The sequence below is a fragment of the Rhizobium sp. CSW-27 genome (assembly GCF_018760785.1).
GTDB lineage: Bacteria > Pseudomonadota > Alphaproteobacteria > Rhizobiales > Rhizobiaceae > Neorhizobium.
This window is the reverse complement of the sequence record NZ_JAHHZO010000002.1, coordinates 642,912-665,747: the sequence shown is the minus strand read 5'-3', so window position 1 is coordinate 665,747 and position 22,836 is coordinate 642,912. Positions and strand designations below refer to the sequence as shown.

Sequence of the window (22,836 nt, the reverse complement as noted above, 5' to 3'; positions counted from 1 at the left end):
TCTATTGACCTTCTACCTTGACCTTGAGCCCGTGGGCGCGTTCGCCCTCCGGCTCCACATGAATGGCGAGTGATGCGCCGGGAATAGCCGTCTTGATCGCATCTTCCAAGCGATCGCAGATTTCATGCGCCTTGCCGACGGCCATGTCTGCGGGAACCACCAGATGGAAATCGATGAAGGCGGCGGCGCCGGCGCGACGGGTGCGCAGATCATGCACGCCGAGAACGCCGGCGGAATTGGCGCGGATCGCCTCGCGGATCGCCTCCTCCTCCTCCGGCTCGACGGCCTTGTCCATCAGGGCCCCCAGCGAATGGGAGATCACCTTGTAACCCTGGAACAGGATGTTGATGCCGACGATGATGGCCAGCACCGGATCGAGGATGGCATAGCCCGTCACAATCGCCAGCACGAGCCCGACAAGCACCCCGGCGGATGTGACCACATCCGACATGACATGCTGACCGTCCGCCTTGAGCGCCGGCGAGCGGTGGCTGGTGCCGATGCGCATCAGCACGCTTGCCCAGACGGCATTGATGACGCCGGCCAGCGCATTGATGGCGAGGCCGAGCACCGGCGCCTCCGGCAGGCGTGGCTCCATCAGCCCGCCCCAGGCCTCCTTGACGATCAGGAGCGCGGCGATCACGATCAGCACGCCTTCCAGCACGGCCGACAGATATTCCGCCTTGTGATGACCGAACTGGTGGTCGTGATCGGCAGGGCGCTGGGCATAACGGATCACCACATAGGCCACCACCGCCGCCGTGACATTGACGGAGGATTCCAGGCCATCCGATAGCAGCGCCACCGAACCGGTAACCCACCAGGCCAGGAGTTTCAGGGCCATCACGCCGATCGAGAGGGGGATTCCCCACAGGGCCAGCCGCTGCACTAGGTGCTTTTCGTCGTCGGTCATCGTCTTTCCATGCGCATGCGAATGATTTGCAAGAGGCCTGAAACAGCGAAACCGCCGGAGCGCTCGTGTAGCGCCCGGCGGTTTCGATTTCGTGGCGTCTATCGCTCGGATTGCCGCAAAAGTCAAAGTGTTTGGCTCAAACGCCGCCTGCAAGCCTTCACCCCAGCAGCAACGCCATCTGGATGACATCGATGAACCGGCCGTCGATGCACACGCCGTCCCGCGCCCGGCCTTCCTGCACGAAGCCCACCCTCTCGTAGAGAGCCTTGGCGCGCAGGTTGTCCGCATAGACATCAAGATCGATCCGGTGCAGACCCAGCGCGCGGGCCGCATCGATGGTGGTGGCAATCAGCCGCCGGCCAAGCCCGCGATCGCGATAACCAGGCACGATTCCCATGCCGAGCGTGCCGCGATGGGCCTGAACCTCCCGCTGATGACGACGGATGTCGCACCAGCCGACCACCGCGCCATTCGCAAGCGCGACGAATTGCGGGTGGCCGTTGCGGATATTGTCCAGCACGAAGTCGCGGGTGCCCTCCAGCGGAGGCGCCTCCAGAAAAGACAGGTATCGACGTTCCCGGGCCACCGTGTCGAGGGCCATGTGAAAGCCCTCGATATGCGCCTCCCGGATCGGTTCAATGCCGATCTCCTCCATCTTACGCCGCCTGTTCCTTCGCCCGGCGCGAGAGGTTCGCCACCACGTTCTCGATCATCCGCATGCCGGCATCGCCGCCGAGCGTCATGATCGATTCCGGGTGGAACTGCACTGCCGCGATCGGTTCCTTGGCGTGTTCGATGCCCATGATCGTGCCGTCCTCGCTTTCCGCCGTGATGATGAAATCCGGGTGCAGGGTCTTCGGATCGGCGAAGATCGAGTGATAACGGCCGACCGTTACCTCGCGGCCAAGGCCGGCAAACACGATGCCCGGTTCCAGCACGCGGATTCGCGACGGCTTTCCGTGCATCGGCACCGCAAGATGGCGAAGCTCGCCACCATAGGCTTCCGCCAGCGCCTGCAGGCCCAGGCACACGCCGAAGATCGGCAGGTTTTTGGCACGCGCTGCCTTGATCGTTGCCTTGCAGTCGAAATCCTTGGGATTGCCCGGTCCGGGCGACAGCACCACCAGATCCGGCTTGATCCGGTCGTAGATCTCTTCCGGCACCGGCGTGCGCACCGTAGAGACCTCGGCCCCCGTCTGGCGGAAGTAGTTCGCCAGCGTATGGACGAAACTGTCCTCGTGATCGACCAGCAGGATTTTCACCCCCTGCCCGACCGTCTGTACGTCGCGGCTGATCTTGGCGGTATTGCCCGTGCGGGCATCGCGGATGGCGGCAATCATGGCGGATGCCTTCAGTTCGGTTTCGGCCTCTTCCTCATGCGGATCGCTGTCGTTGAGCAGGGTTGCGCCGGCCCGCACCTCGGCAATCCCGTCCTTGATGCGGATGGTGCGCAGCGTCAGGCCGGTATTCATGTCGCCGTTGAAACCGACCATGCCGATCGCGCCGCCATACCAGGCGCGCGGGCTCTTTTCGTGTTTTTCGATGAAACGCATCGCCCAGAGTTTTGGCGCCCCGGTAACGGTGACGGCCCAGGCGTGGGAAAGAAAGCCGTCGAAAGCGTCCATGTCCGGACGCAGGCGGCCTTCGATATGGTCCACCGTGTGGATGAGGCGCGAATACATCTCGATCTGGCGGCGGCCGATGACCTTGACCGAGCCCGGCTCGCAGACGCGGCTCTTGTCGTTGCGATCGACGTCCGAGCACATGGTCAGCTCGCTCTCGTCCTTCTTGGAGTTGAGCAGCTTCAGGATCTGTTCCGAATCGGAGATCGCATCCTCGCCGCGGCGGATCGTGCCGGAAATCGGGCAGGTCTCGATCCGCCGGCCGGAGACGCGCACGAACATTTCCGGCGAGGCGCCGACGAGATATTCCTGGTTGCCGAGATTGATGAAGAAGGAATAAGGCGACGGGTTGATCGCCTTCAGGCGGTTGGAGATCTGCGAGGGTTTCGAGTCGCAGCGTTCCATGAACTTCTGGCCGGGAACGACCTCGAACAGGTCGCCGCGCCGAAAGCTTTCTTTGGCCTTCACCACCAGTTCGGCATATTCGCCGGGGCGATGATCGCCCTTCGGCGGGATTGTATCCGTTGTGCGGAAGGGTTCGGGCGCAATCTCTTCCGACTTGCCGACCGTCGTCTTGCCGTCGCGGGCAAAGTCGTAGCGGTCGATCCAGGCCTTGGCGGCGTGGTGGTCCACGACGAGGATTTCGTCGGGCAGGAACAGCACCATGTCGCGCTGGTCATCGGGACGGGTCAGCGAAAGGTCGATGGAATCGAACTGGAAGGCGAGATCGTAACCGAAGGCGCCGAAGAGCCCGATGGCGCTGTCGGCATCCGAATGGAAGAGATCGACGATGGCGCGCAAGACGGTAAACACCGTCGGCATCTTCGAGCGCTCTTCCTCGGTAAAGGCGCGGGCGGGTTTGTTGACCGACAGATCGAGGCGCTGCGCCGTACGCGCGCCCAGCGTCAGGTCCGGCTCGCTCGACAGCCGCTCTGCGATGAAATCGAGCAGAACCTCACCGCGGCCGTTATAGGCCTCGATCCAGACAGAACGGCCAAAGGAAGAGATCCCGAGCGGCGGATCGACAATGGCCGTGTCCCAGCGGGTATAGCGGCCCGGATATTCGTAGTTGGAAGAGAAGACCGCGCCACGCCGCTCATCCAGCTTGTCCACATAGCTGGACACGGCATTGGCATAAGGGGTCGGCCTGCGCTTGCGGCTGACGGAAATGCCGCCACGGGTCTCATAAACCTCGGAGCCGTCGTCTTCGATGATGGTAACCATGCTTAACCTCTTCCACTTTCCCATCGGACCCGGTTCTGGAGGAGGCTTTGCACAAAAAAGCCGCCTCGGGAGTTTCGGGCGGCTTTGTCTCGTCTTTGGACATGACTGGTCAAGGCCGCGTTCAGCGAGCCCACCACCAGATAACCATGATCAGCGACGTTTTCATGATGATGTGATAGCGCGGCCCCGCGGCGGCTGCAAGCCCTGAAATAAGTATCATCTTTTTACGCGAACATATACACGGCACCGCAATTAGCGATTAAATAATTTTTGTATGCATTAGTTAATTCGAAAACGTCGGGCAAGGCCCGCAAACGCCTGTTTCGAGGGCCATTCGCATGAACTTGACAATCTCGCGGTTTCTGGGGCTGTTCGGCCTGACGCTGCTGGCCAGCCTCGGGCTTGCGATCGGCGTTCTGCTTTATTCGCTGCAGCAGTTGAAGGTCGACGGGCCGGAATATGAACGGGTGATCGACGCCAAGGACCTGATCGCCGACATCCTGCCGCCACCCATGTTTCTGGTGGAAGCCTATCTGACAGCGATCGAGACGGCGCGCCACCCGGAAGAGACGGATGCCAATATCGAGATCCTGAAGAAGCTGCGGCAGGATTACGAAACGCGCTTTGCCGTCTGGGCGGGCAAGGACCTGCCGCCGGAGATCCGCACGCATCTCGACACGAAACTCAAGCCTGCCTCGGATGCCTTCTGGGATATGCTGGCCCGCCGCATCATTCCGCAGTTCAATCTTGCCAAGAATGACGGACGCGACATCAACCTCGCGCCGCTGCGGCGCCAGTTCCAGCAACAGCGGGCGGCTGTCGTCGAGCTGGTGACGCTGTCGGAAGCCTATCAGAAACGCGTGGAGACACGGGCACGTACGGCAGACATCACTTATCGCGGCGCAGCCTATGCGGCGAGCCTGCTCGCTCTTCTTGCACTGGTCGGCGGGCTCCTGCTCTTCCGGCGGATGGCGATCAGCCCGATGCAGGACATGGGCCGTTACATGACCGCACTGGCCGGCGGCGACTATCAGGCAGGCGTCCCGCATTTCGACCGGCGCGACGAAGTGGGCGGGATGGCGAAGGCCGTCGCGCATTTCCGCCAGGCCGCCCTGGACAAGCAGGCGCTGGAAGCGGAGGCGCGCCAGCAGGCCGAACGGGCCGCCGCCGAGCGCAACAGTCGCCTGAGCGCGGAGATCGAACGCGCCGAGACGCTGAACAAGGTGATCGGCGAACTGGGTGCCGGCCTTGACCGGCTGTCGCGTTTCAACATTCACGACACGCTGGACCAGCCTTTCCAGGCGGAATTCGAGGTGCTGCGGCAGAACTTCAACCGTTCGCTCGCCGTGTTCCAGGAAACGATGCGCCGGGTTCTGGGCAAGGCCGACGAGATAAGGGCCAATGCCGAAAGCCTGGACGGTTCTGCCGACAACCTGGCCCGCCGCACCGAGCAGCAGGCGGCAGCCCTGGAGGAGACCGCCGCGGCGCTCGACCAGATCACCTCCAAGGTTGCCTCCTCCAACGACCTGACACGCAGCACCCGCGTCAAGAGCGGTCATGCGCGTGAAAATGTCGGCCGCTCCGCCGGCGTGGTGCGCGAGGCGATTGCCGCCATGAGCCGCATCGAGGAAGCCTCGCAGCAGATCGGCTCGATCACCGGCGTCATCGACGAGATCGCCTTCCAGACCAATCTTCTGGCGCTGAATGCCGGCGTCGAAGCCGCCCGTGCCGGCGACGCCGGCAAGGGTTTTGCCGTGGTGGCGCAGGAGGTGCGGGCGCTTGCCCAGCGATCCGCCGCCGCCGCCCAGGAAATCAGCCGGCTGATTGCCCATTCCAACAAGGAGGTGGAAGGCGGCGTCGACCTCGTCAGCCGCACAGGCCAGGCGCTGCAGGAGATCGAGGGCGATATCGTCTCTATCGCCGCCGATATCGAGACCATCTCGCAAAGCACATCCGAACAGTCGGACGTGCTGCAGGCAATCAATACCTCCGTCAATCAGATGGACCAGATCACCCAGCAGAATGCCGCCATGGTCGAGGAAATGAATGCCGCCTCCCATTCGCTGACCGAAGAGGTGGGCGAGATGGTCAGCCTCGTCGGCCAGTTCATCCGCAGTGACAACAGCTTGAACCCGGCGGCCGCCTCGCGCGTGGCCTGAGCCGCAGCATCCCGCACGGTACAGCCGCGCCATGCGACCAAATGGCGTCTGGCGCGTTCCCTCCCTGAACCCGCAGGGGAGGACGCGTCATGTTTGCCCGGCTTGTTGCCGCCGCCACCGCCATGTTGATGCTGACCGGCATGGATCTGCCCGAAAAGGGACCACGCCCCGCCGAAAAGCCGGTGGCGGCCGTGCCCGCGGCTCCGCCCGTAAAACCGACACCGGCCACAGCGCCCGTTCCGCAGGAACGGCCCGAGCCTGCGCAAGATGCCGGTGCGCCTGCCGCGACGGCGAAACCGGCAGTGGACAGCGCGCCGGACGCCGCGCCGCAGAATGACGTCGAAATGGAAGAGGAACCTTCCGCCCCGCAGGCGCAAACCCCGCTGCCCGCCATCGCCAGGGAGGACCCGGCAGCGCTCAAGGCCTGCCTTGCCGATCTGCAAAGGCTCGGCACCCGTTACGAGACGCGCGCCAGCATCGTCGGAGACGAACCCGGCTGCGGCATCGAAAGCCCGATCGTGGTTCGCAACATCCTGCCGGACATTGCCCTGTCGGAGCCGACGCCCATGCGCTGCGAAACGGCGCTGTCGCTCGCCCGCTGGATGGCCCAGACGGTTGTTCCCGCGCTGCACATTGCCTTTCCGGAGCGGCGCATCACCGGTCTCAGGAACGCTGCCGCCTATTCCTGCCGCAAGCGCAACGGCGCCGAGGACGGCAAGATATCCGAGCACGCCCGCGGCAACGCGATCGACATCACCGGTTTCGAGCTGGATGATCGCGAGACGATTGCGATGAGCCCGCGACAGGAGGATTCGTCGATGACCGGCGCCTTTCAGCGCACCGTCACCGCCGGCGCGTGCCTGCATTTTTCCACCGTGCTCTCCCCCGGCAGCGACGCCACCCATCAGGACCATCTGCATCTCGACGTGCTGGAACGCAAGGGCGGCTATCGCTATTGCCGGTGATGGCTGGGCAACGCACACCGCGATCCCGAGGCGCCACGATCTGCCGCCCTGGCGTGTTCAGCCGGCGACTTCCCCGAACGGAGAAACAGGCTGGGAAGCGGTGCGGAAGCAGCCCTTTCCGTCAGCCTTGGCGCGGTAAAGCGCCTGATCGGCATCCAGCATCGCCTGTCTGAGATCAACCGCGTCCGCCGGGATCAGGCAAATGCCAATGCTGACGCCCACGCCCGAAAGGCTGCCGGCCACCGGATAGGGCGTCATCAGCCGCACGATGAGCCGGCTGGCCAGCGCCTCTGCCTCCCGGGCACCGGCACCGGTGACCAGCAGCAGGAATTCATCCCCGCCGAGACGAGAGATGGCCGCCCCCGCCGGCGCCATTTCTCTCAGCCGATCGGCAACCTGACAGAGCAGATCATCGCCGGCCGCATGACCGAGCCGGTCGTTGACCGACTTGAAGCCGTCGAGGTCGAGGCAGAACAGGGCGCCAGGCCTGCCTGCGGCCAGCATCTTGCCACCCTCCGCATCAAAGCCACGACGATTGAGCAGGCCGGTCAGCGGATCGGCAAAGGACTGTCGGCGGCTTTCGATCTCGGCCGTGAGGGCGCGCACCGTCGTCGCACGCTGCTGACGCATGATGCCGATGCAGACCATCACGAACAGCAGGCCCTGCAACAGCAGCAGGGGCGCAAAATCCGGATTGCGCATCGCGAAGGGCACCTTGTAGGAAAGATCGATGATGGCGACCTGGATCAGCGCATAGCGCATGGCCGCGAAATTGCGCGACACGATGCCGGCGCAAGAGCCAAGTGCCGAGGCGACCACCACGATGAACATCGGCAGGTCGTCGCCGAATCCCACCACCGTCGTCGTTGCCGCGATCAGCCCGGCCCACACCAGCCCGCTGGCAAAAACGACATCGGGTGCAAATCTGGAAAAACGGCCCCGCATCACGCAAAGCCGGGCGAGAAGCGAGAGAAGATCCAGGCACGCAATGGCGAGCAGCACCGGATGACCAAGCCGCGCGTAAGCCACCAGCGTCACGCAGATGGAATTGACGCTGCCGCAAACAACCGCATGCGTCGAATTGGCGATGGTCGCACCGAGACGGTGGCGCATCTCCTCGCTGATGTCGTCTCCCAGGCTGCCGATCCACCTGAGGATCGGCCATCGTGGCGGATCGATGCCGCCGGCCATTGTCTGTGTCATTCAGGGTCTCCGAATGGCCGGATCGTGGCATTCGAGCCTTGAAATCCCCTTAGCACGGCGGATTTATCGCCACTCCCGACGCACGAATCCGCCGCTGCGGTTAACCGTTGGTTCAAGCTTCGGCCCAAAGACCGGGAGAACCACTCAGAACAACCCCTCGACATGCCCTTCGGCATTCAGCCGGATGCGCTCGGCCGATGGCGCGCGCGGCAGGCCCGGCATGGTGCGGATTTCACCGGTGATTGCCACCACGAATCCAGCGCCGGCGGAAAGCCGAACCTCGCGCACCGGCACCACATGGCCGCTTGGTGCGCCCAAAAGATCGGGATTGGTCGAAAAGGAATATTGCGTCTTGGCGATGCAGACCGGCAGGTGGCCATAGCCCTGCTCTTCCCAGCTGCGTAGCTGCTCCAGCACGGACCGTTCGGCCGTCACCTCGCCGGCACGATAGATTTCGCGGGCCACCCTCTCGATCTTGGTAAACAGCGGAAGATCATCGGCATAGAGCGGCCTGAAGTTGGCGGCACCACCCTCGACGATCTCCACCACCCGGCGCGCCAGATCCTCGATGCCTGCAGAGCCCTCGGCCCAGTGGCGGCAGAGGATCGCGTCTACGCCGAGCGCCGCGGCATAGGCCTTCACGGCATCGACCTCGGCCTGCGTATCCGAGGAGAAATGATTGATCGCGACGACGACAGGAACTCCGAACTTCTTGAGGTTCTCGATATGCCGGCCAAGGTTGACGCAGCCGGCGCGCAGCGCCTCGACGTTTTCCACCGAAAGGTCCGGCTTGGCGACGCCGCCATTCATCTTCAGCGCACGAACGGTCGCGACGATCACGGCCGCCGACGGCGAGAGGCCGGCCTTGCGACACTTGATGTCGAAGAATTTTTCCGCACCGAGATCAGCACCGAAGCCCGCCTCCGTCACCACGTAATCGGCAAGCTTGAGTGCCGTCTGCGTCGCCACCACGGAGTTGCAGCCATGGGCGATGTTGGCAAAGGGGCCTCCATGCACGAAAGCCGGGTTGTTTTCCAGCGTCTGGACCAGGTTCGGCTGCATGGCATCCTTCAGCAGCACGGCCATGGCGCCATCGGCCTTCAGGTCGCGGGCAAAGACCGGTGTGCGGTCACGGCGATAGCCGACGATGATGGCGCCGAGCCGGGCTTCCAGATCGCCAAGGTCGGTGGCGAGGCAGAGGATCGCCATGATTTCCGAAGCAACCGTGATATCGAAGCCGGTCTCGCGGGCAAAACCGTTGGAGACGCCGCCGAGCGGGCCGACGATCTGGCGCAGCGCCCGGTCGTTCATGTCCATCACCCGCTTCCAGGTGATGCGGCGCAGATCGAGATCCAGCGCATTGCCCCAGTAGATATGATTGTCGACCATGGCCGAGAGCAGATTGTGCGCGGAGGTGATGGCATGAAAATCACCGGTGAAATGCAGGTTGATGTCCTCCATCGGCACCACCTGCGCATAACCGCCGCCAGCCGCCCCGCCCTTCACCCCGAAACAGGGGCCGAGCGAGGGTTCGCGCACGCAGATGATCGCGCGCTTGCCGATGCGGTTGAGGCCGTCGCCAAGGCCGACCGTGGTGGTGGTCTTGCCCTCGCCCGCAGGCGTAGGGTTGATCGCCGTGACAAGGATCAGCCTGCCGTCCGGCCTCCCCTTCTGGGCCGCGATGAAATCCGGGCTGATCTTGGCCTTGTCATGCCCGTAGGGCACAAAGCTGTCGGCCGGAATGCCGAGCTTCGCCCCGATCTCGAAGATCGGCTTCTTCTTTGCGGCGCGGGCGATGTCGATATCGGACGGTACGGCTCCCATGGGGTTCCTCGCAGTCGTTGTTTTGCCCTTCATAGACCATGGCAAGGCTGCGTGGAAATGGTGCCCGAAGGGAAGAACCCGCAGACGAACAGAAAAGGCGGCACGGAAAGCCGCACCGCCTTTTCCGCACGCAGCGACCGGAGATCAGAAGCGCTGCGTCAGGGATATCTTGAAGCTGCGGCCGGGCTCCGAATAGAAGGCGCGGGACTGACTGCTGGAGTTGTCACGAACCGTCGTGTAGTCGTAATACTTCTTGTCGAAAAGGTTGTAGATGCCGGCATTGATGCGCAGGCCCTTGGCCTGTTCCGGCTCCCACCAGGCGACGAGATCGGTCAGGCCATAGCCCGGCGTCCTGAAGTAGTTGTTCTGTCCGGCCACCGTGCTGATGTCCACCTCGCCCTGGTCCCAGGAGCGTCCGACCGCCGTGAAATCGAGCCCGACACCCCAGTGTTCGGTATCATAGCCGATGCTGGCCACTGCCTTTACCGGGGCAACGGACTTCAGATACTTGCCATTGTCCAGGTTCTTGCCAAGCGAGGCAACGAGGCCGCCGCCCAGCCGGATGCCGTTGTCGAAGGTGCGATGGGCGGTAAGCTCCACGCCGTAGATTTCGGCGCGGGCCACATTGCGGTACTGGGTGATGTTGTTGCCGTAGTCGGAGAGCGTGTAACCCAGAGCCAGCGCTTCTGCCGCACCAAGGCTGCGTACATCGATGAAATTGCGATAGCGGTTGTAGAACAGGTTGACGCGACCACCGAAGTCCTCGTCGCCCAGATTGGCACCGATCTCGAAACCATTGCTGGTTTCCGATTCCAGATCTGCATTGCCAAGCCGCAGATAGGTGCCTGTTGATCCATAAGAACTGTACATTTCTCCGGAGGTCGGCGCCCGGAAGGCCATGGCCCACTGGGCGAACAGTTCAACCTGCGGCGCCACATCATAGGCCGCGCGCAGTTTCGGCGACAGCCCCGTATCCTCGAACCCGTCCGGCAGGGTCGGATTGCTGGCATTGCTGGCGAAGGCCTCGGTCATCTTCGGTTCGTGCTTCACCCAGTCGAAGCGCAGGCCCGGCTTCAGGCGTACGCCGCTGGCGCCAAGATCGATCTCGTCATCCACGTAGAGACCAACCCTCTGGCTCTCCACCTTGGGCGTATCGGCCTGATTGGTGTGAAGGAAATTGCAGGAAGAATTCGCCCCCGTGTAGATGCCGTTCGACGGGCAATTGTCGTAGCCCGACGAGTATTGCTCGATGGTGCTGGAGGCAAGATCGAGACCGAAGGTGAAGCGGTTGCTGAACCCGCCGATCTCCGCCTCGCGCTGGGCTGCGCCGATGAGGCCGAAGGTGCGTTCCTCATTGTCGTTGACGCGACCGATCGGGCCGACCACCGACGTCGTGCGGTAACCGGTATAGCCATCGGCGGTACGGGTACGCATCCAGTAGAGCGAGGCCCAGGCATTGTCGAAGAAGCTGTCGTCGCTCTCGCTTTCAAACTTGTAGTCCAGCGAAACGCGATCCCGCTCATTGTCCTTGTGACCGATGTAATCGCCCGGGCGATAATTGCCGGTGGTTGACTGCGAGGTCTTCATGTCGGTGTCGCGGTCCTTGCGATACCGTTCCGCGGTCAGGCCGATGGTGTGGCCGCCTTCCAGCTGCTGTCGCAGCTTGAACAGCAGGTTGTGTTGGTCGTAATCGGAGGGATTGGCTTCGGTGCGCGTCGTGGAATAACCGCCGACATCGCCCGCCGTCTTGCGCTCATGGCCCTTGCGATAGCTGCCCTGGAACAGGATCGAGGTGTTTTCAATGCGCTTGGCAATCGCGGCGGATCCCTCCCAGCTGCGATCGCTGCTGTCATAGGTGGTCTTGGCGAGCCCGCCCCAGTCGCGCCCCTCGCCGATCAGGTCTTCCGGCTCCAGCGTGCGATAGGCAACGACGCCGCCAAGCGCACCGGCACCGGCCCGGCTCGAATCGGCGCCGCGCATCACGTCGACGGCAGACAGCGAGGAGAAGCTGAAGGTATCGACACCGCCGGTCGCACTGCGGGTCGGATCGTTGAAATAGGGAACCGGGATGCCGTCAATGGTGGAGAGCACGCGATTGCCCTCCAGACCGCGGATGTTTACCGAACCGGTCGTCTTGTTGACGTTGACGCCCGGCTCGGCAATGCGTCCGAGATCCTCGATATTGGTGATCTGCTTGTCGGCAATCTCGCGGGCCGTGGTTTCCGTGGTCAGCGGGCTGTCGGTGGCGCTGCCCTTCGGCGCGGTGACCCGCTCCCCCTTGACCGCCACGCGCGGCAGCACGGTGGCCGCCTCCCCCGACGCAGCCTCCTCGGCGCGTGCCCCTCCGGCAAGCACGGCAACCGACAGGGCCGAACAGGCAAGAAGCGAAAGTTGAAGACGGCGAAGCATTCGAACCCCTTTCGAAAGGCATGCGCGATCGCGCCGAAGCGCAGGCGCACGACGTTTGACGACAAAGCTGATGATGACCGGGCCCAGGCTTGCCCGTTTCTTGCCACTTAAAAAACATGATTACTGATGTCAAGATTAAACATGACAACATTGGTCATATTTTTGCCATCCCTCGGGGAATGCGGTGATTGTGATAAAGTGGACACATTGTCATAATTTCATCGCCTCGCCCCCAGCTTTCAGGAGTGGCGGCTGCGCCAGCCACTGGACGACACGCGTGCTCCACGACAACAGTCATGCACGGCAGCAGAGTTGCCTGAACGACCTGCTGCCTGAGGTGGTATAGGCCTCAAGGCGGCACTCAACGAAACAGGCGGCGTGTCCGAAAGGTGACAAAAAGATGAGGGCCGAACCAGGCGAGCTTGCGCATTATCTGCAGACATTCGAAAATTAGGTTGGTTCCGGGTCCCGTTTGATATAACTCTTCTTCAAGCGGTATTTGTCACACTTTTACCCCCCCGAAATAATGATCACGCTCGAACGCCACTCTCTTCTCAGCCAGACCATATCGACCGCAGAGACGCGTGACGCGATCGCCTCTGCCATGGCCCAGATGCCGGTCCATTTCGGGTTCGAGTATTTCACGCTGATGAATGCGCCCGCTGCAACCGACACGCTGATTGCGCCGCTGGCCGTCACGACGACACTGCCCCAGGCCTTCGTGCGCGAATTCGACGAATTGCGGCTTCTCAGGGAATGCCCGCTCGCGCCGATGATGAAAAACATGGTGCTGCCACTCTGCTGGAGCTGCGAAGCGGGCGTGCAGGAGGGACGGCTGCTGAATTTTTCGCCGCGTCTGCTCGCGTTTCTCAAGCGACACCAGGTTTGCACCGGCGTTGCCATGCCACTCTATTCCAGCGACGGCTCGGTGTTTCTCATGCGCCTTGACGGCCACCGGCCGATGCTGACCCTGCCGGAACTCAACGAAGTGGGCATGCTGTTCCTGCACGCCTTCACCATTTTCGACCGCCTGCGCCGTCAGGAACCGACCGAGCACAAGCTGCTGACGGCACGCGAGATGGAGGTTGTACGCTGGACTTCGCAGGGCAAGACATCCTCCGAAATCGCCAGCATCCTGTCCCTGTCCGACCACACAGTTAATGCTTACCTCAATAAGGCAATCAAGAAACTCGATTGCGTGAATCGAACCCAGCTGGTAGCGAAAGCCATACGTTTGAGATTGATTAGCTAACGAAATGGGTTGGCGTCTGCCGGACGCCGGGGAGTATGAAGCTTTGCTTCAGGCGAATTTGCGCGAAGACATTCAATTTGGCGAAGAGACCTTCGGCCTGATGGAGCCGGACATCGTCCGTCTGTTCACGACCTTCAACAAGGTCGGCTTCTGGCGCATCGACATCGACACGGGCCATGGCTTCTGCGACGCACAGGCCGCGGAAATCTTCGGCATGGATGCCAAGGACGGCCCCCTCGACATGGTCGTGCTCAGTTCACGCATCCATCCGGAAGATCTGGCCGCGGTGATGGAGAGCCATGAAATGGCGGCCGTCGAGCACTGCAGCTTCCAGAAGATCCACCGGGTTCTGCTCGATGACGGCAGATACAAATATATCTGCTGCCTTGGCGCCTGGCGCGCCAGGCCGGACAGCGCCGGAGAGATCGTCGGCGTGATGTTCGACCTGCCCAAACACCAGTGCGACCTGCGCATCTTTCCGCAAGCCTGAGTGCCGCCATGCCTGCGCCGTGCGCATGGCGGCCGCCTCGGCCTTTTCCACCCTCAGCGATCCAGCACGGAGCGGATTTCCACCAGGTTGGAACGGACCCTTAGGATATAGAATCCCATGGTCGCCAAATGCGTCGGCATGATCCAGCCATCCTCGCGACCGTTGGAAATGATCGCGGGCTGGATGCGCAGCGCCGCCCTGAACTGCGCCAGCGTATCGTTGAACAGCACGCCCAGATTACGCTCGCGCACCACCTGGCCGAAATCCGCCTGCGCGGCGGAGAGCACGGCATAATAGCCGTAGAGCTGGCCATAGGCGAACCAGAAACGGTCGTCGGCGCGCGTATCGAACCAGCCGGCATTGTAGTTTTCCGAACGCTCGCGCAGGATGGCGGCCGTGCCGCCAAGATCGTTGGCGATGCGGTCGACGAACTGCACGAGATTGTCGGCGCGGGTATCGAAGGTGGCGTTGCAGGCGGCAAGCTCGGTGTTGAACGTGCGCAGGCTCTTGATCGCGGCGCGATAATAGGCCGGCGTCGGCGTCTTGAAGCCGAAGGGATCGAGGCCGAAATACCAGGAATACTCGTCGAACTGCAGGTTGCCGCGGGCATCCTGCAGATTGCCGTCGATGCCGGATGTGCCGCGCACGCGGCCGAGCGTATCCACCAGCTCCGCCGAGGTGCGTCGCACCACCTGGTTCACCCCGCGCTGGAAGCTCGCCTTGTTGTCGAGGAAGGGCGTGTGATCCCAGTCGATGCCGAAGAAGCCGAGCCGGTAGAGCAGCATGGAGGAAATCCATGCATTCTGGTTGACGTTCAGGCCCGTAAGGTCGGCCGCGACGTCGACGATGGCGGATGTCTGGCACTGGCGCACGGCCGGACCTGTCGGGGCTTGTGCAGGCGGGGCCTGTCCAGCGGGAACCTGTTCTGCGGGAGATTGCGCCGCGCCATCCGCCGCAGCGGCTTCGGCCGGACGCTCCTGCCCGGCAGCAACCGAACGCTCCGCCAACCGGTACCGGTCGACGAAATTGGGGTCGAAGCCCGTCCATACCTGCGTCTGCCAGATGAAATAGCCATAGAAGGCGCCGACCACGAGAAGCACCGCGAGGATGGGCAGCTTGACCATCAGGTGACGCTGGCCATACCAGCCATGCGCGGCCATGAAGGGCCAGGCAATGGCGGCAAAGCCCAGCCGCAGCACCCGCCCTGTTGCACCCAGCACCCGGCTGAACAACTCCGAAACCATCAAGCATCCTCCTGTTGCGCGCCCTGAGGTAGGGATCCGCCCGCCGCTTGTCGAGACGCTGCCTGCCGCGATGCGGCATATCGCTGGTGGAAGAGGTCGCGCAGATGCGCCCGGCGCGTCCGAATGCTGCGCACGGACAAAAGTCCGAGGTCGCGCAGATGCGCCTGCCGCGACAGATGCGGCAGGTCCGTTCGCATGGCGGCAAGCAGCGCGGGATCGAGCCCGCCGATCAGCATCACGCAGGCTTCCGCCTCCACCGCCAGCAGATGGCCGAGGACATGGGTGCTTTTGGTCATATCGATCAGCAGGTCGACGAGATCGAGACCCGGCCCCTGCCAGCGATCCCTGTTCTCACCGGCTGCGGCCGCGGCCATGGCATCCTCAGCCCGCCCGCCGGCGGTGGCGACAAAGGCGCTGTCCAGCCAGTCCTCGCAGGCAGGCAGCAGATTGCCGAGGAAGATGCGCTGCCGGTCGATGGCTTCGATCAGGGCCTCCGTGCGCTGCAGCAGGGCGCTGGCGCGAACAGAAAAATCGGCCGCAAGCGGCGCCAGAGCAGGCGTGGCAGCGCGGCGACGGCCAAGCCGTGACAGAAGGCCACCCGCCGGCTTCGGCGGCTGAAGATAGGGCGCGCCAAGCTGCTGCAGATCGGCGGCAAGCGCGGCTATGCGATGGGCAAGCGTGCTGTCGACAGCGCGAAACATCACCGACACGGCAGCAAGCTCCGCCTCTGCGGCATCTGCCTCCGCGCGGCCGGATGGCTGGGCCTGGCCCGATGCGGCACCGGCCTTCAGGCGCTGAAGCAGCGCTTCGAGGCGGTCGCGCAGCCCGGCAAGAGCCTGAAGCGGGTCGATGTCCGCCCGCACGTCATCCCGTCCCGTCATGCCCGATGCTCCCCCCATCCTGCCGGCCCCTGCGGCCGGATCACCGCGAAGATGTCACCTTATGACAGTGCGCGGCACCGGCACAACGGGCGCGGCCGCCGGCCGGTTCCTTTGTCGCTGCAAAGCCGGCGGCTGCGGCTCACAGCCCCAGCGAGGTAATGGCCGCATCGAGACGCTCGCGCGTCTTCTTCGGCATCTTGGCGGCCTTAACCGCATCGAGATTGGCCGGAGCGCCCTCGCCCACGACGACCAGCGCCACCATGCCCATGCCCCAGTGCGGCGTGCACTTCACCACATAGGCGCCTTCCTTCTCGACGGTCAGCACCAGTTCCTGGTTCATCTTGCCCTTGAACTCCTCGACACCCTCCGGCAGCAGTTCCTTGACGGCGGCCGCGTCATGGCCCTTGTCGACGGGGACGAAATGGATGGTATCGCCGACGGCGGCCCGCACGGCGGCCGGTTCGAACACCATGGCCTCGCCCGTGGCGCCCTTGTTGAGCATCTTCACCTCGATATCGGCAGCAAAGGCGCCGGATGCGGCAAGGGCCGGTCCGAGAGCGAGGAAGCTCGAGGCGAGAATGGCTTTCAGTGTCATGTCAAAGGTTCCTTCCAGATGGCCGGCGATCCGGCCGCATGCACGGGATCTGCCGCTGCTTTACGCGAACGGAACCCGTCTCCCTTTGACCGAGGTCAAAACACATTCTGGACACATTGTCGCAAACACCCCCTGTCTTTCGGCGCGAATAGGCGTGCTTGCTTGCCTTTCCGAGATATTGATAATGGCCGGGGAACAAAAAAGGAGCAACCTCATGCCGGGAACGACCTCGTTGAAATTTGCAGTCGCGGCCAGCCTTGCCGCGTTTGTCTCGACCCAGGCGCTGGCCGCCGATCCTGCAAGCTGTACCAATGTCCGCTTCTCGGACGTGGGCTGGACGGACATCACGGCCACAACGGCAACGGCTGCCGTCCTGCTGGATGCGCTCGGCTACAAGCCGAACATCCAGGTTCTGTCGGTGCCGGTCACCTACCAGTCGCTGAAGAACAAGGATATCGACGTCTTCCTCGGCAACTGGATGCCGACGCAGGAGGCCGACGTGCGGCCCTTCCTCAACGACAAGTCGGTCGAATCCTACGGTCCGAACCTGGTCGGCGCCAAATACACGCTCGCCACCAATGCCAAGGGCGCCGAACTCGGCATCAAGGATTTCAAGGATATTGCCGCCCACAAGGCCGAGCTTGATGGCAAGATCTACGGCATCGAGCCGGGCAATGACGGCAACCGCCTGATCCTCGACATGGTGTCGAAGGATACCTTCGGCCTGAAGGGCTTCGAGGTGGTGGAATCCTCCGAGCAGGGCATGCTGGCACAGGTGGCCCGCGCCGACCGTTCCGGCAAGCCGGTCGTGTTCCTCGGCTGGGAACCCCATCCGATGAACAGCAATTTCAAGCTGACCTATCTGACCGGCGGCGACGACATCTTCGGGCCGAACTTCGGCGGTGCCGAGGTCTACACCAATGTGCGGGCGGGCTTCACCACCGATTGCCCGAATGCCGGCAAGTTCATCACCAACCTGAAATTCACCCTGCCCATGGAAAACGTGATCATGGGCAAGATCCTCAATGACGGCGAGGATCCGCAAAAGGCGGCCACCGCCTGGCTGAAGGCCAATCCCACCGCCGTCACGCCCTGGCTTGCCGGCGTCACCACCCTCGACGGCAAGGACGGCCTTGCCGCCGTCAAGGCAAAGCTCGGCCTCTGAGGCTTCTGCACCGCCCGCGGGCGCCACGGGGGACACCTGTCCCGACTGCGGCACCGGCGGGCGGCGTTTCCGATTGTGTCCATCCGCAGCGCCCGAAGCGCGTCGCGGATTTCGCCGAGAGACCGGCGCGCGCCTTCTCGTCAAGCCGCGTGCCCTTCGCTCCTGCCGAAACCTGACCAGAACGGGAAGAAGTCCTTGGAACTCCTCACCGAACAACGCATTCCCATCGGCAACTGGGCCAAGAATTTCGTTGACTGGCTGACGCTGCATGGCGCCGCCTTCTTCGACTGGCTCTCCGCCGTCCTTTCCTCCGTCATCGACGGCCTGCTGTTCGTGCTGCAATGGCCGCATCCTTTGGCCGTCGTGCTGGCCTTCACCCTGCTGTCCTGGCTGCTGCGCCGCTCGATCGGCATTTCCCTCTTTACCTGTCTCGGGCTGCTCCTCATCATCAACCAGGGCTATTGGAAGGAAACCACCGAGACGCTGGCGCTGGTGATTGCCTCCACCGCCGTCAGCATGGCCGTCGGCATCCCCGTCGGCATCGCCGCGGCGCGCCGGCCCTGGCTTTACGAAGGCCTGCGCCCGGTGCTGGACCTGATGCAGACCATCCCGACCTTCGTCTATCTGATCCCCGCCCTCATCCTCTTCGGCCTCGGCATGGTGCCGGGCCTGATCGCAACGGTGATCTTCGCGATCCCCGCCCCCATCCGCCTGACGCGGCTCGGCATCATTTCGACGCCGGAATCGCTGACGGAAGCGGCCATCGCCTTCGGCGCCACTCCCTCCCAGGTGCTGCGCAAGGTGGAACTGCCGTTCGCCATGCCGCAGATCATGGCCGGGTTGACGCAGACGATCATGCTGTCGCTCTCCATGGTGGTCATCGCCGCCCTTGTCGGCGCCAGCGGCCTCGGCGTGCCGGTGGTGCGGGCACTCAACACCGTCAATGTAGCGCGCGGCTTCGAGGCGGGGCTCTGCATCGTGATCCTCGCCATCATTCTCGACCGCATGTTCCGCACCGACGAAGGAGAAGGCGCATGACGGACGCAATCATTTTCGGCAGTGTCGACATCGTGTTCGGCGACCGCCCGGACCGGGCGCTGCCCCTGATGGACCAGGGCCGCTCGCGCGAGGAGATCAGCCGGGAAACCGGCCTCGTGCTCGGTGTTTCCAAGGCCTCGCTGTCGATCCGCCAGGGCGAGATCCTGGTGCTGATGGGCCTGTCTGGTTCCGGCAAGTCGACGCTGCTGCGCGCCGTCAACGGGCTGGCGCCCGTGGTGCGCGGTTCGGTGACGGTGCAGAGTGCGGCCGGCCCGGTCGATCCCTATCGCGCCTCGCCGAAGGCCCTGCGCGACCTCAGGATGCACACGGTCTCGATGGTCTTCCAGCAGTTCGGCCTGCTGCCCTGGCGCACGGTGGCGGAAAATGTCGGCTTCGGCCTGGAACTGGCCGGCGTCAGCGAGAAGGACCGCAGGGAGCGGGTGGCAGAACAGCTTGCGCTGGTGAACCTGTCCACCTGGGCCGACCGCAAGGTGGGAGAGCTGTCGGGCGGCATGCAGCAGCGCGTCGGCCTTGCCCGCGCCTTTGCCACCGGCGCGCCGATCCTTCTGATGGACGAGCCCTTTTCCGCGCTCGATCCGCTGATCCGCACCCGCCTGCAGGACGAACTGCTCGAATTCCAGAGCCGGCTGAAGAAGACCATCCTCTTCGTCAGCCACGATCTGGACGAAGCCTTCCGCATCGGCAACCGCATCGCGATCATGGAGGGCGGCCGCATCGTCCAGTGCGGCACGCCGCAGCAGATCGTCCAGGCGCCGGCGGATCAGTATGTCGCGGATTTCGTGCAGAACCTGAACCCGATCAACATGCTGACGGCCAGCGACATCATGCGGTCCGGCGCCGCAGCGTCCGCAACGCCGACCCCGGTGACGGCCACGGCGCGGGCGCAAACGCCGCTGACCGACATTCTCGACGCCATGGCCCGCCAGCCTGGCCTCATCGGCATCGTTGACAATGGCGTCGTCATCGGCACCATTGGCGCCGATGACGTGATCGCCGGGCTGACCAGGCATCGGCGGCGGGAGATACGCGACACATGACACGAGAGCCGACGTCCCTTCTGAGGGAAACGGACGAGGAGGCGCGCATTGCCGCACGCAGGCTCGTTCGCTCGGCACGCCACGTTCCGCTTGCGGTGCTGGACCCGGAGACCGGCTTTCCCTCGGTCAGCCGGGTGCTTCTCGGTCTCGATCTCGACTGCACGCCCGTCATCCTCGTCTCCGCGCTTGCCGGCCATGCGCGGGGACTGAAGGCGGATCCGCGCTGCTCCTTTCTCGCCGGGGAACCCGGCAAGGGAGATCCGCTCGCCCATGCGCGCATCACCGTCTTCTGCCAGGCAGAACCGGTGGCGCGCGGCGGCGCCAGCCATCAGAGGCTGCGCACCCGCTTCCTGCGGCGCCACCCCAAGGCGGCACTCTATGTCGATTTTCCCGATTTCAGCTTTCTGCGCCTTGTTCCGATTCGGGCCGCCATGAATGGCGGCTTTGGCAAAGCCTACACGATGGATGGCGAAGATCTGGTGCTGGCGCCGCCACACGACGAGTCGGGCTGGCTCGCATTAGAAGAATCTATTATGATCAGATATCAGGATGCGAGTCGGCTTGCTTCGGCCAGCGGCGCTTCCGAGACATCGAACTGTCGCATGAGCGGCATTGATCAGGCAGGTTTCGACATCGTTTGCGGCAATCGCGGGTTTCGGTACGAGTTCGACTCACCCTGCCCGACACCACAGGCAGCCGAGGACTATGTGCGTACAATACATGACGCTGTATAACCGGTACGTAAAATTTAGGGATATACAATCCTTTCCGAAACTTGCTAGATTTCTGACACGTTGTACCGACCTTCAGGTAGGTCAACATTGCTAGGGGATGACTGAGGGATTAAGAGATGACCCAACTCACTGAGCATTCGGCTGCAGCCGCAAATCTGCTGTCCGCCATGGCCAATCCGAAGCGGCTGATGATCTTGTGTTGCCTGGTGAAGGGCGAAGTCGCAGTCGGTGCGCTTGCAACGAAGGTCGGCCTCAGCCAGTCCGCTCTTTCGCAGCATCTCTCCAAGCTGCGCGCACAAAAGCTGGTCAATACCCGTCGCGATGCGCAGACCATCTACTATTCCAGCTCCGCAGAGGCCGTGATGAAGGTTCTCGAAACACTGGAAACGCTGTATTGCGAGCCTGAGCCCGCTAAATCTGCGGCCTGATGACAGCGCTGACATCGGGTTGAAATCCGTCAAGACGGCGGGGTGTGAATCTGGGCGGGTTCCAGCCATCGCCGGAAATGCGTGACCGGGCGTTGCCATGCATGGTGGCGCCCGTTTGCTTTTTGCGATCGCACATGACGCAGCAAGACGATGCAAGGGCGCTGAACAGCGCTTGACGGCTCGCGGGCGCTTGATAACCTGCCCGGCATCGCACCGCCCCGGGGAACGGGCGGCGACCGGGATATGGCCCCCGTCATGGAAAAGAAGGCCATGGAGATCATGATGTCGAACCGCCTGAATACCGCCCCGAACGACTTGCGGGCGTTCTGGATGCCTTTCACCGCCAACCGCCAGTTCAAGAAGGAGCCGCGCCTGTTCGTGTCCGCAAGGGACATGCACTACACGACGCATGACGGGCGCCAGGTTCTCGATGCGACGGCGGGTCTTTGGTGCGTGAATGCCGGCCATTGCCGCCCGAAGATCACCGAGGCGATCCGCGAACAGGCCGGTGAGCTGGATTACGCGCCGGCCTTCCAGCTCGGCCATCCGAAGGCGTTCGAACTGGCGAACCGCCTCGTCGACATCGCGCCGGAAGGCCTGGAGCACGTGCTCTACACCAATTCCGGCTCCGAATCGGTCGATACCGCGCTCAAGGTGGCGATCGCCTATCACCGCGCCAAGGGCAATGGCGCCCGCTTCCGCCTGATCGGCCGCGAGCGCGGCTATCACGGCGTCAATTTCGGTGGCATTTCCGTCGGCGGCATCGTCGCCAACCGCAAGATGTTCGGCACGCTGCTGACCGGCGTCGACCACATGCCGCACACACATCTTCCGGGCAAGAACGCCTTTACCCGTGGACAGCCGGAGCATGGCGGCGATCTGGCAACCGAACTCGAGCGCATCGTCACGCTGCATGATGCCTCCACCGTTGCCGCAGTGATCGTCGAGCCGGTTGCCGGCTCCACCGGCGTGCTCATTCCGCCGAAGGGCTATCTGCAGAAGCTGCGCGAGATCTGCACCAAGCACGGCATCCTGCTGATCTTCGACGAAGTCATCACCGGCTATGGCCGTCTCGGCGCGCCGTTTGCCGCGCAGTATTTCGACGTGAAGCCGGACATCATGGTGACCGCCAAGGGCCTGACCAATGGCGTGATCCCGATGGGCGCCGTCTTCGTCACCGCCGAAATCCACGATGCCTTCATGAACGGCCCGGAACACCTCATCGAGTTCTTCCACGGCTACACCTATTCCGGCAACCCGATCGCCTCGGCTGCAGCACTGGCCACGCTCGATACCTACAAGGAAGAGGGTCTGTTCGAACGCGCTGCCGACATCTCCTCCTACTGGGAAGAGGGCCTGCACTCGCTGAAGGATTGCAAGAACGTCATCGACATCCGCAATCTCGGCCTGATCGGCGCGATCGAACTCGATCCGATCGCCGGCGAGCCCACGAAGCGCGCCTTCTCCGCCTTCCTGAAGGCCTATGAGGACGGTCTCCTGATCCGCACGACGGGCGACATCATCGCCATGTCGCCGCCGCTGATCGTCGAGAAGCACCATATCGACGAGATTTTCGGCAAGCTGCGCGAGATCTTGAACGCGAATATCTGATGACGGAAAACGATGCGGGGG

At 63.2% G+C, this 22,836-nt stretch carries 19 protein-coding genes; 10 read left to right on the top strand and 9 right to left on the bottom strand.

Features of this window, described 5'->3' with window-relative positions; all coding sequences use genetic code 11:
* Position 1: 1 nt before the first annotated feature.
* The 3 genes from KLP42_RS06735 to KLP42_RS06725 form a co-directional block, all read right to left on the bottom strand.
* Positions 2-913 carry a cation diffusion facilitator family transporter gene (locus KLP42_RS06735; protein WP_215565393.1) on the bottom strand — a complete coding sequence of 304 codons (912 nt, stop codon included), beginning with the start codon at positions 911-913 and terminating at the stop codon, positions 2-4.
* A 157-nt stretch (positions 914-1,070) separates the two neighbouring features.
* A complete protein-coding gene (locus KLP42_RS06730) occupies positions 1,071-1,568 on the bottom strand; it encodes a GNAT family N-acetyltransferase (protein ID WP_215565392.1) in 498 nt (165 codons plus the stop codon).
* Between the two features lies 1 nt (position 1,569).
* On the bottom strand, positions 1,570-3,759 hold the full coding sequence (locus tag KLP42_RS06725) for an anthranilate synthase (protein WP_215565391.1): 2,190 nt from the start codon (positions 3,757-3,759) through the stop codon (positions 1,570-1,572).
* Positions 3,760-4,097: 338 nt separating this feature from the next.
* On the opposite strand from KLP42_RS06725, the gene KLP42_RS06720 reads away from it, so the two are divergent.
* Entirely contained in the window at positions 4,098-5,918 is a 1,821-nt protein-coding gene (locus KLP42_RS06720) for a methyl-accepting chemotaxis protein (protein ID WP_215565390.1), read from the top strand.
* 89 nt (positions 5,919-6,007) lie between these two features.
* Positions 6,008-6,883 carry an extensin-like domain-containing protein gene (locus tag KLP42_RS06715; RefSeq protein WP_215565389.1) on the top strand — a complete coding sequence of 292 codons (876 nt, stop codon included), beginning with the start codon at positions 6,008-6,010 and terminating at the stop codon, positions 6,881-6,883.
* A gap of 57 nt (positions 6,884-6,940) precedes the next feature.
* Here KLP42_RS06715 and KLP42_RS27105 read toward each other — a convergent pair whose 3' ends face one another.
* The 3 genes from KLP42_RS27105 to KLP42_RS06700 all read right to left on the bottom strand — a co-directional run bounded on the left by KLP42_RS27105 (position 6,941) and on the right by KLP42_RS06700 (position 12,319).
* Positions 6,941-8,086: a GGDEF domain-containing protein gene (locus KLP42_RS27105; RefSeq protein ID WP_215565388.1), complete on the bottom strand. Its 1,146-nt coding sequence runs from the start codon at positions 8,084-8,086 to the stop codon at positions 6,941-6,943.
* Between the two features lie 144 nt (positions 8,087-8,230).
* Positions 8,231-9,910, bottom strand: coding sequence for a formate--tetrahydrofolate ligase (locus tag KLP42_RS06705; RefSeq protein WP_215565387.1), 1,680 nt, complete (start codon positions 9,908-9,910; stop codon positions 8,231-8,233).
* A 144-nt stretch (positions 9,911-10,054) separates the two neighbouring features.
* A complete protein-coding gene (locus KLP42_RS06700; protein ID WP_215565386.1) occupies positions 10,055-12,319 on the bottom strand; it encodes a TonB-dependent hemoglobin/transferrin/lactoferrin family receptor in 2,265 nt (754 codons plus the stop codon).
* Between the two features lie 526 nt (positions 12,320-12,845).
* On the opposite strand from KLP42_RS06700, the gene KLP42_RS06695 reads away from it, so the two are divergent.
* The gene (locus tag KLP42_RS06695) at positions 12,846-13,571 is read left to right on the top strand and encodes a helix-turn-helix transcriptional regulator (protein WP_215565385.1); all 726 of its coding nucleotides are present in this window, start codon (positions 12,846-12,848) and stop codon (positions 13,569-13,571) included.
* 43 nt (positions 13,572-13,614) lie between these two features.
* On the top strand, positions 13,615-14,061 hold the full coding sequence (locus tag KLP42_RS06690) for a PAS domain-containing protein (protein WP_215565384.1): 447 nt from the start codon (positions 13,615-13,617) through the stop codon (positions 14,059-14,061).
* Positions 14,062-14,114: 53 nt separating this feature from the next.
* Here the strand turns inward: KLP42_RS06690 and KLP42_RS06685 are convergent, their stop codons facing one another.
* From KLP42_RS06685 to KLP42_RS06675, 3 genes are all read right to left on the bottom strand, one after another.
* Entirely contained in the window at positions 14,115-15,305 is a 1,191-nt protein-coding gene (locus KLP42_RS06685; protein WP_215565383.1) for a DUF2333 family protein, read from the bottom strand.
* On the bottom strand, positions 15,305-16,186 hold the full coding sequence (locus KLP42_RS06680; RefSeq protein ID WP_215565382.1) for a hypothetical protein: 882 nt from the start codon (positions 16,184-16,186) through the stop codon (positions 15,305-15,307). Before KLP42_RS06680 ends, KLP42_RS06685 begins: the two co-directional genes overlap by 1 nt.
* A 139-nt stretch (positions 16,187-16,325) precedes the next feature.
* A complete protein-coding gene (locus KLP42_RS06675) occupies positions 16,326-16,781 on the bottom strand; it encodes a pseudoazurin (protein WP_215565381.1) in 456 nt (151 codons plus the stop codon).
* A 214-nt stretch (positions 16,782-16,995) separates the two neighbouring features.
* Here KLP42_RS06675 and KLP42_RS06670 point away from each other — a divergent pair, with 214 nt between their 5' ends.
* The 6 genes from KLP42_RS06670 (at position 16,996) to aptA (ending at position 22,815) form a co-directional block, all read left to right on the top strand.
* The gene (locus KLP42_RS06670; protein WP_215565380.1) at positions 16,996-17,946 is read left to right on the top strand and encodes a choline ABC transporter substrate-binding protein; all 951 of its coding nucleotides are present in this window, start codon (positions 16,996-16,998) and stop codon (positions 17,944-17,946) included.
* A gap of 195 nt (positions 17,947-18,141) precedes the next feature.
* A complete protein-coding gene (gene choW, locus KLP42_RS06665) occupies positions 18,142-18,984 on the top strand; it encodes a choline ABC transporter permease subunit (RefSeq protein ID WP_215565379.1) in 843 nt (280 codons plus the stop codon).
* Positions 18,981-20,042 (top strand): choline ABC transporter ATP-binding protein, encoded by a 1,062-nt coding sequence (choV, locus tag KLP42_RS06660; protein WP_215565378.1) that lies wholly within the window; start codon positions 18,981-18,983, stop codon positions 20,040-20,042. The genes choW and choV overlap by 4 nt, the downstream gene beginning before the upstream one ends.
* Positions 20,039-20,776, top strand: coding sequence for a HugZ family pyridoxamine 5'-phosphate oxidase (locus tag KLP42_RS06655; protein WP_215565377.1), 738 nt, complete (start codon positions 20,039-20,041; stop codon positions 20,774-20,776). Before choV ends, KLP42_RS06655 begins: the two co-directional genes overlap by 4 nt.
* Before the next feature lie 116 nt (positions 20,777-20,892).
* Positions 20,893-21,204, top strand: coding sequence for an ArsR/SmtB family transcription factor (locus KLP42_RS06650; RefSeq protein WP_215565376.1), 312 nt, complete (start codon positions 20,893-20,895; stop codon positions 21,202-21,204).
* Positions 21,205-21,486: 282 nt separating this feature from the next.
* Complete coding sequence (aptA, locus tag KLP42_RS06645; protein WP_215565457.1) at positions 21,487-22,815, top strand: omega-aminotransferase AptA; 1,329 nt, start codon at positions 21,487-21,489, stop codon at positions 22,813-22,815.
* Positions 22,816-22,836 lie beyond the last annotated feature (21 nt).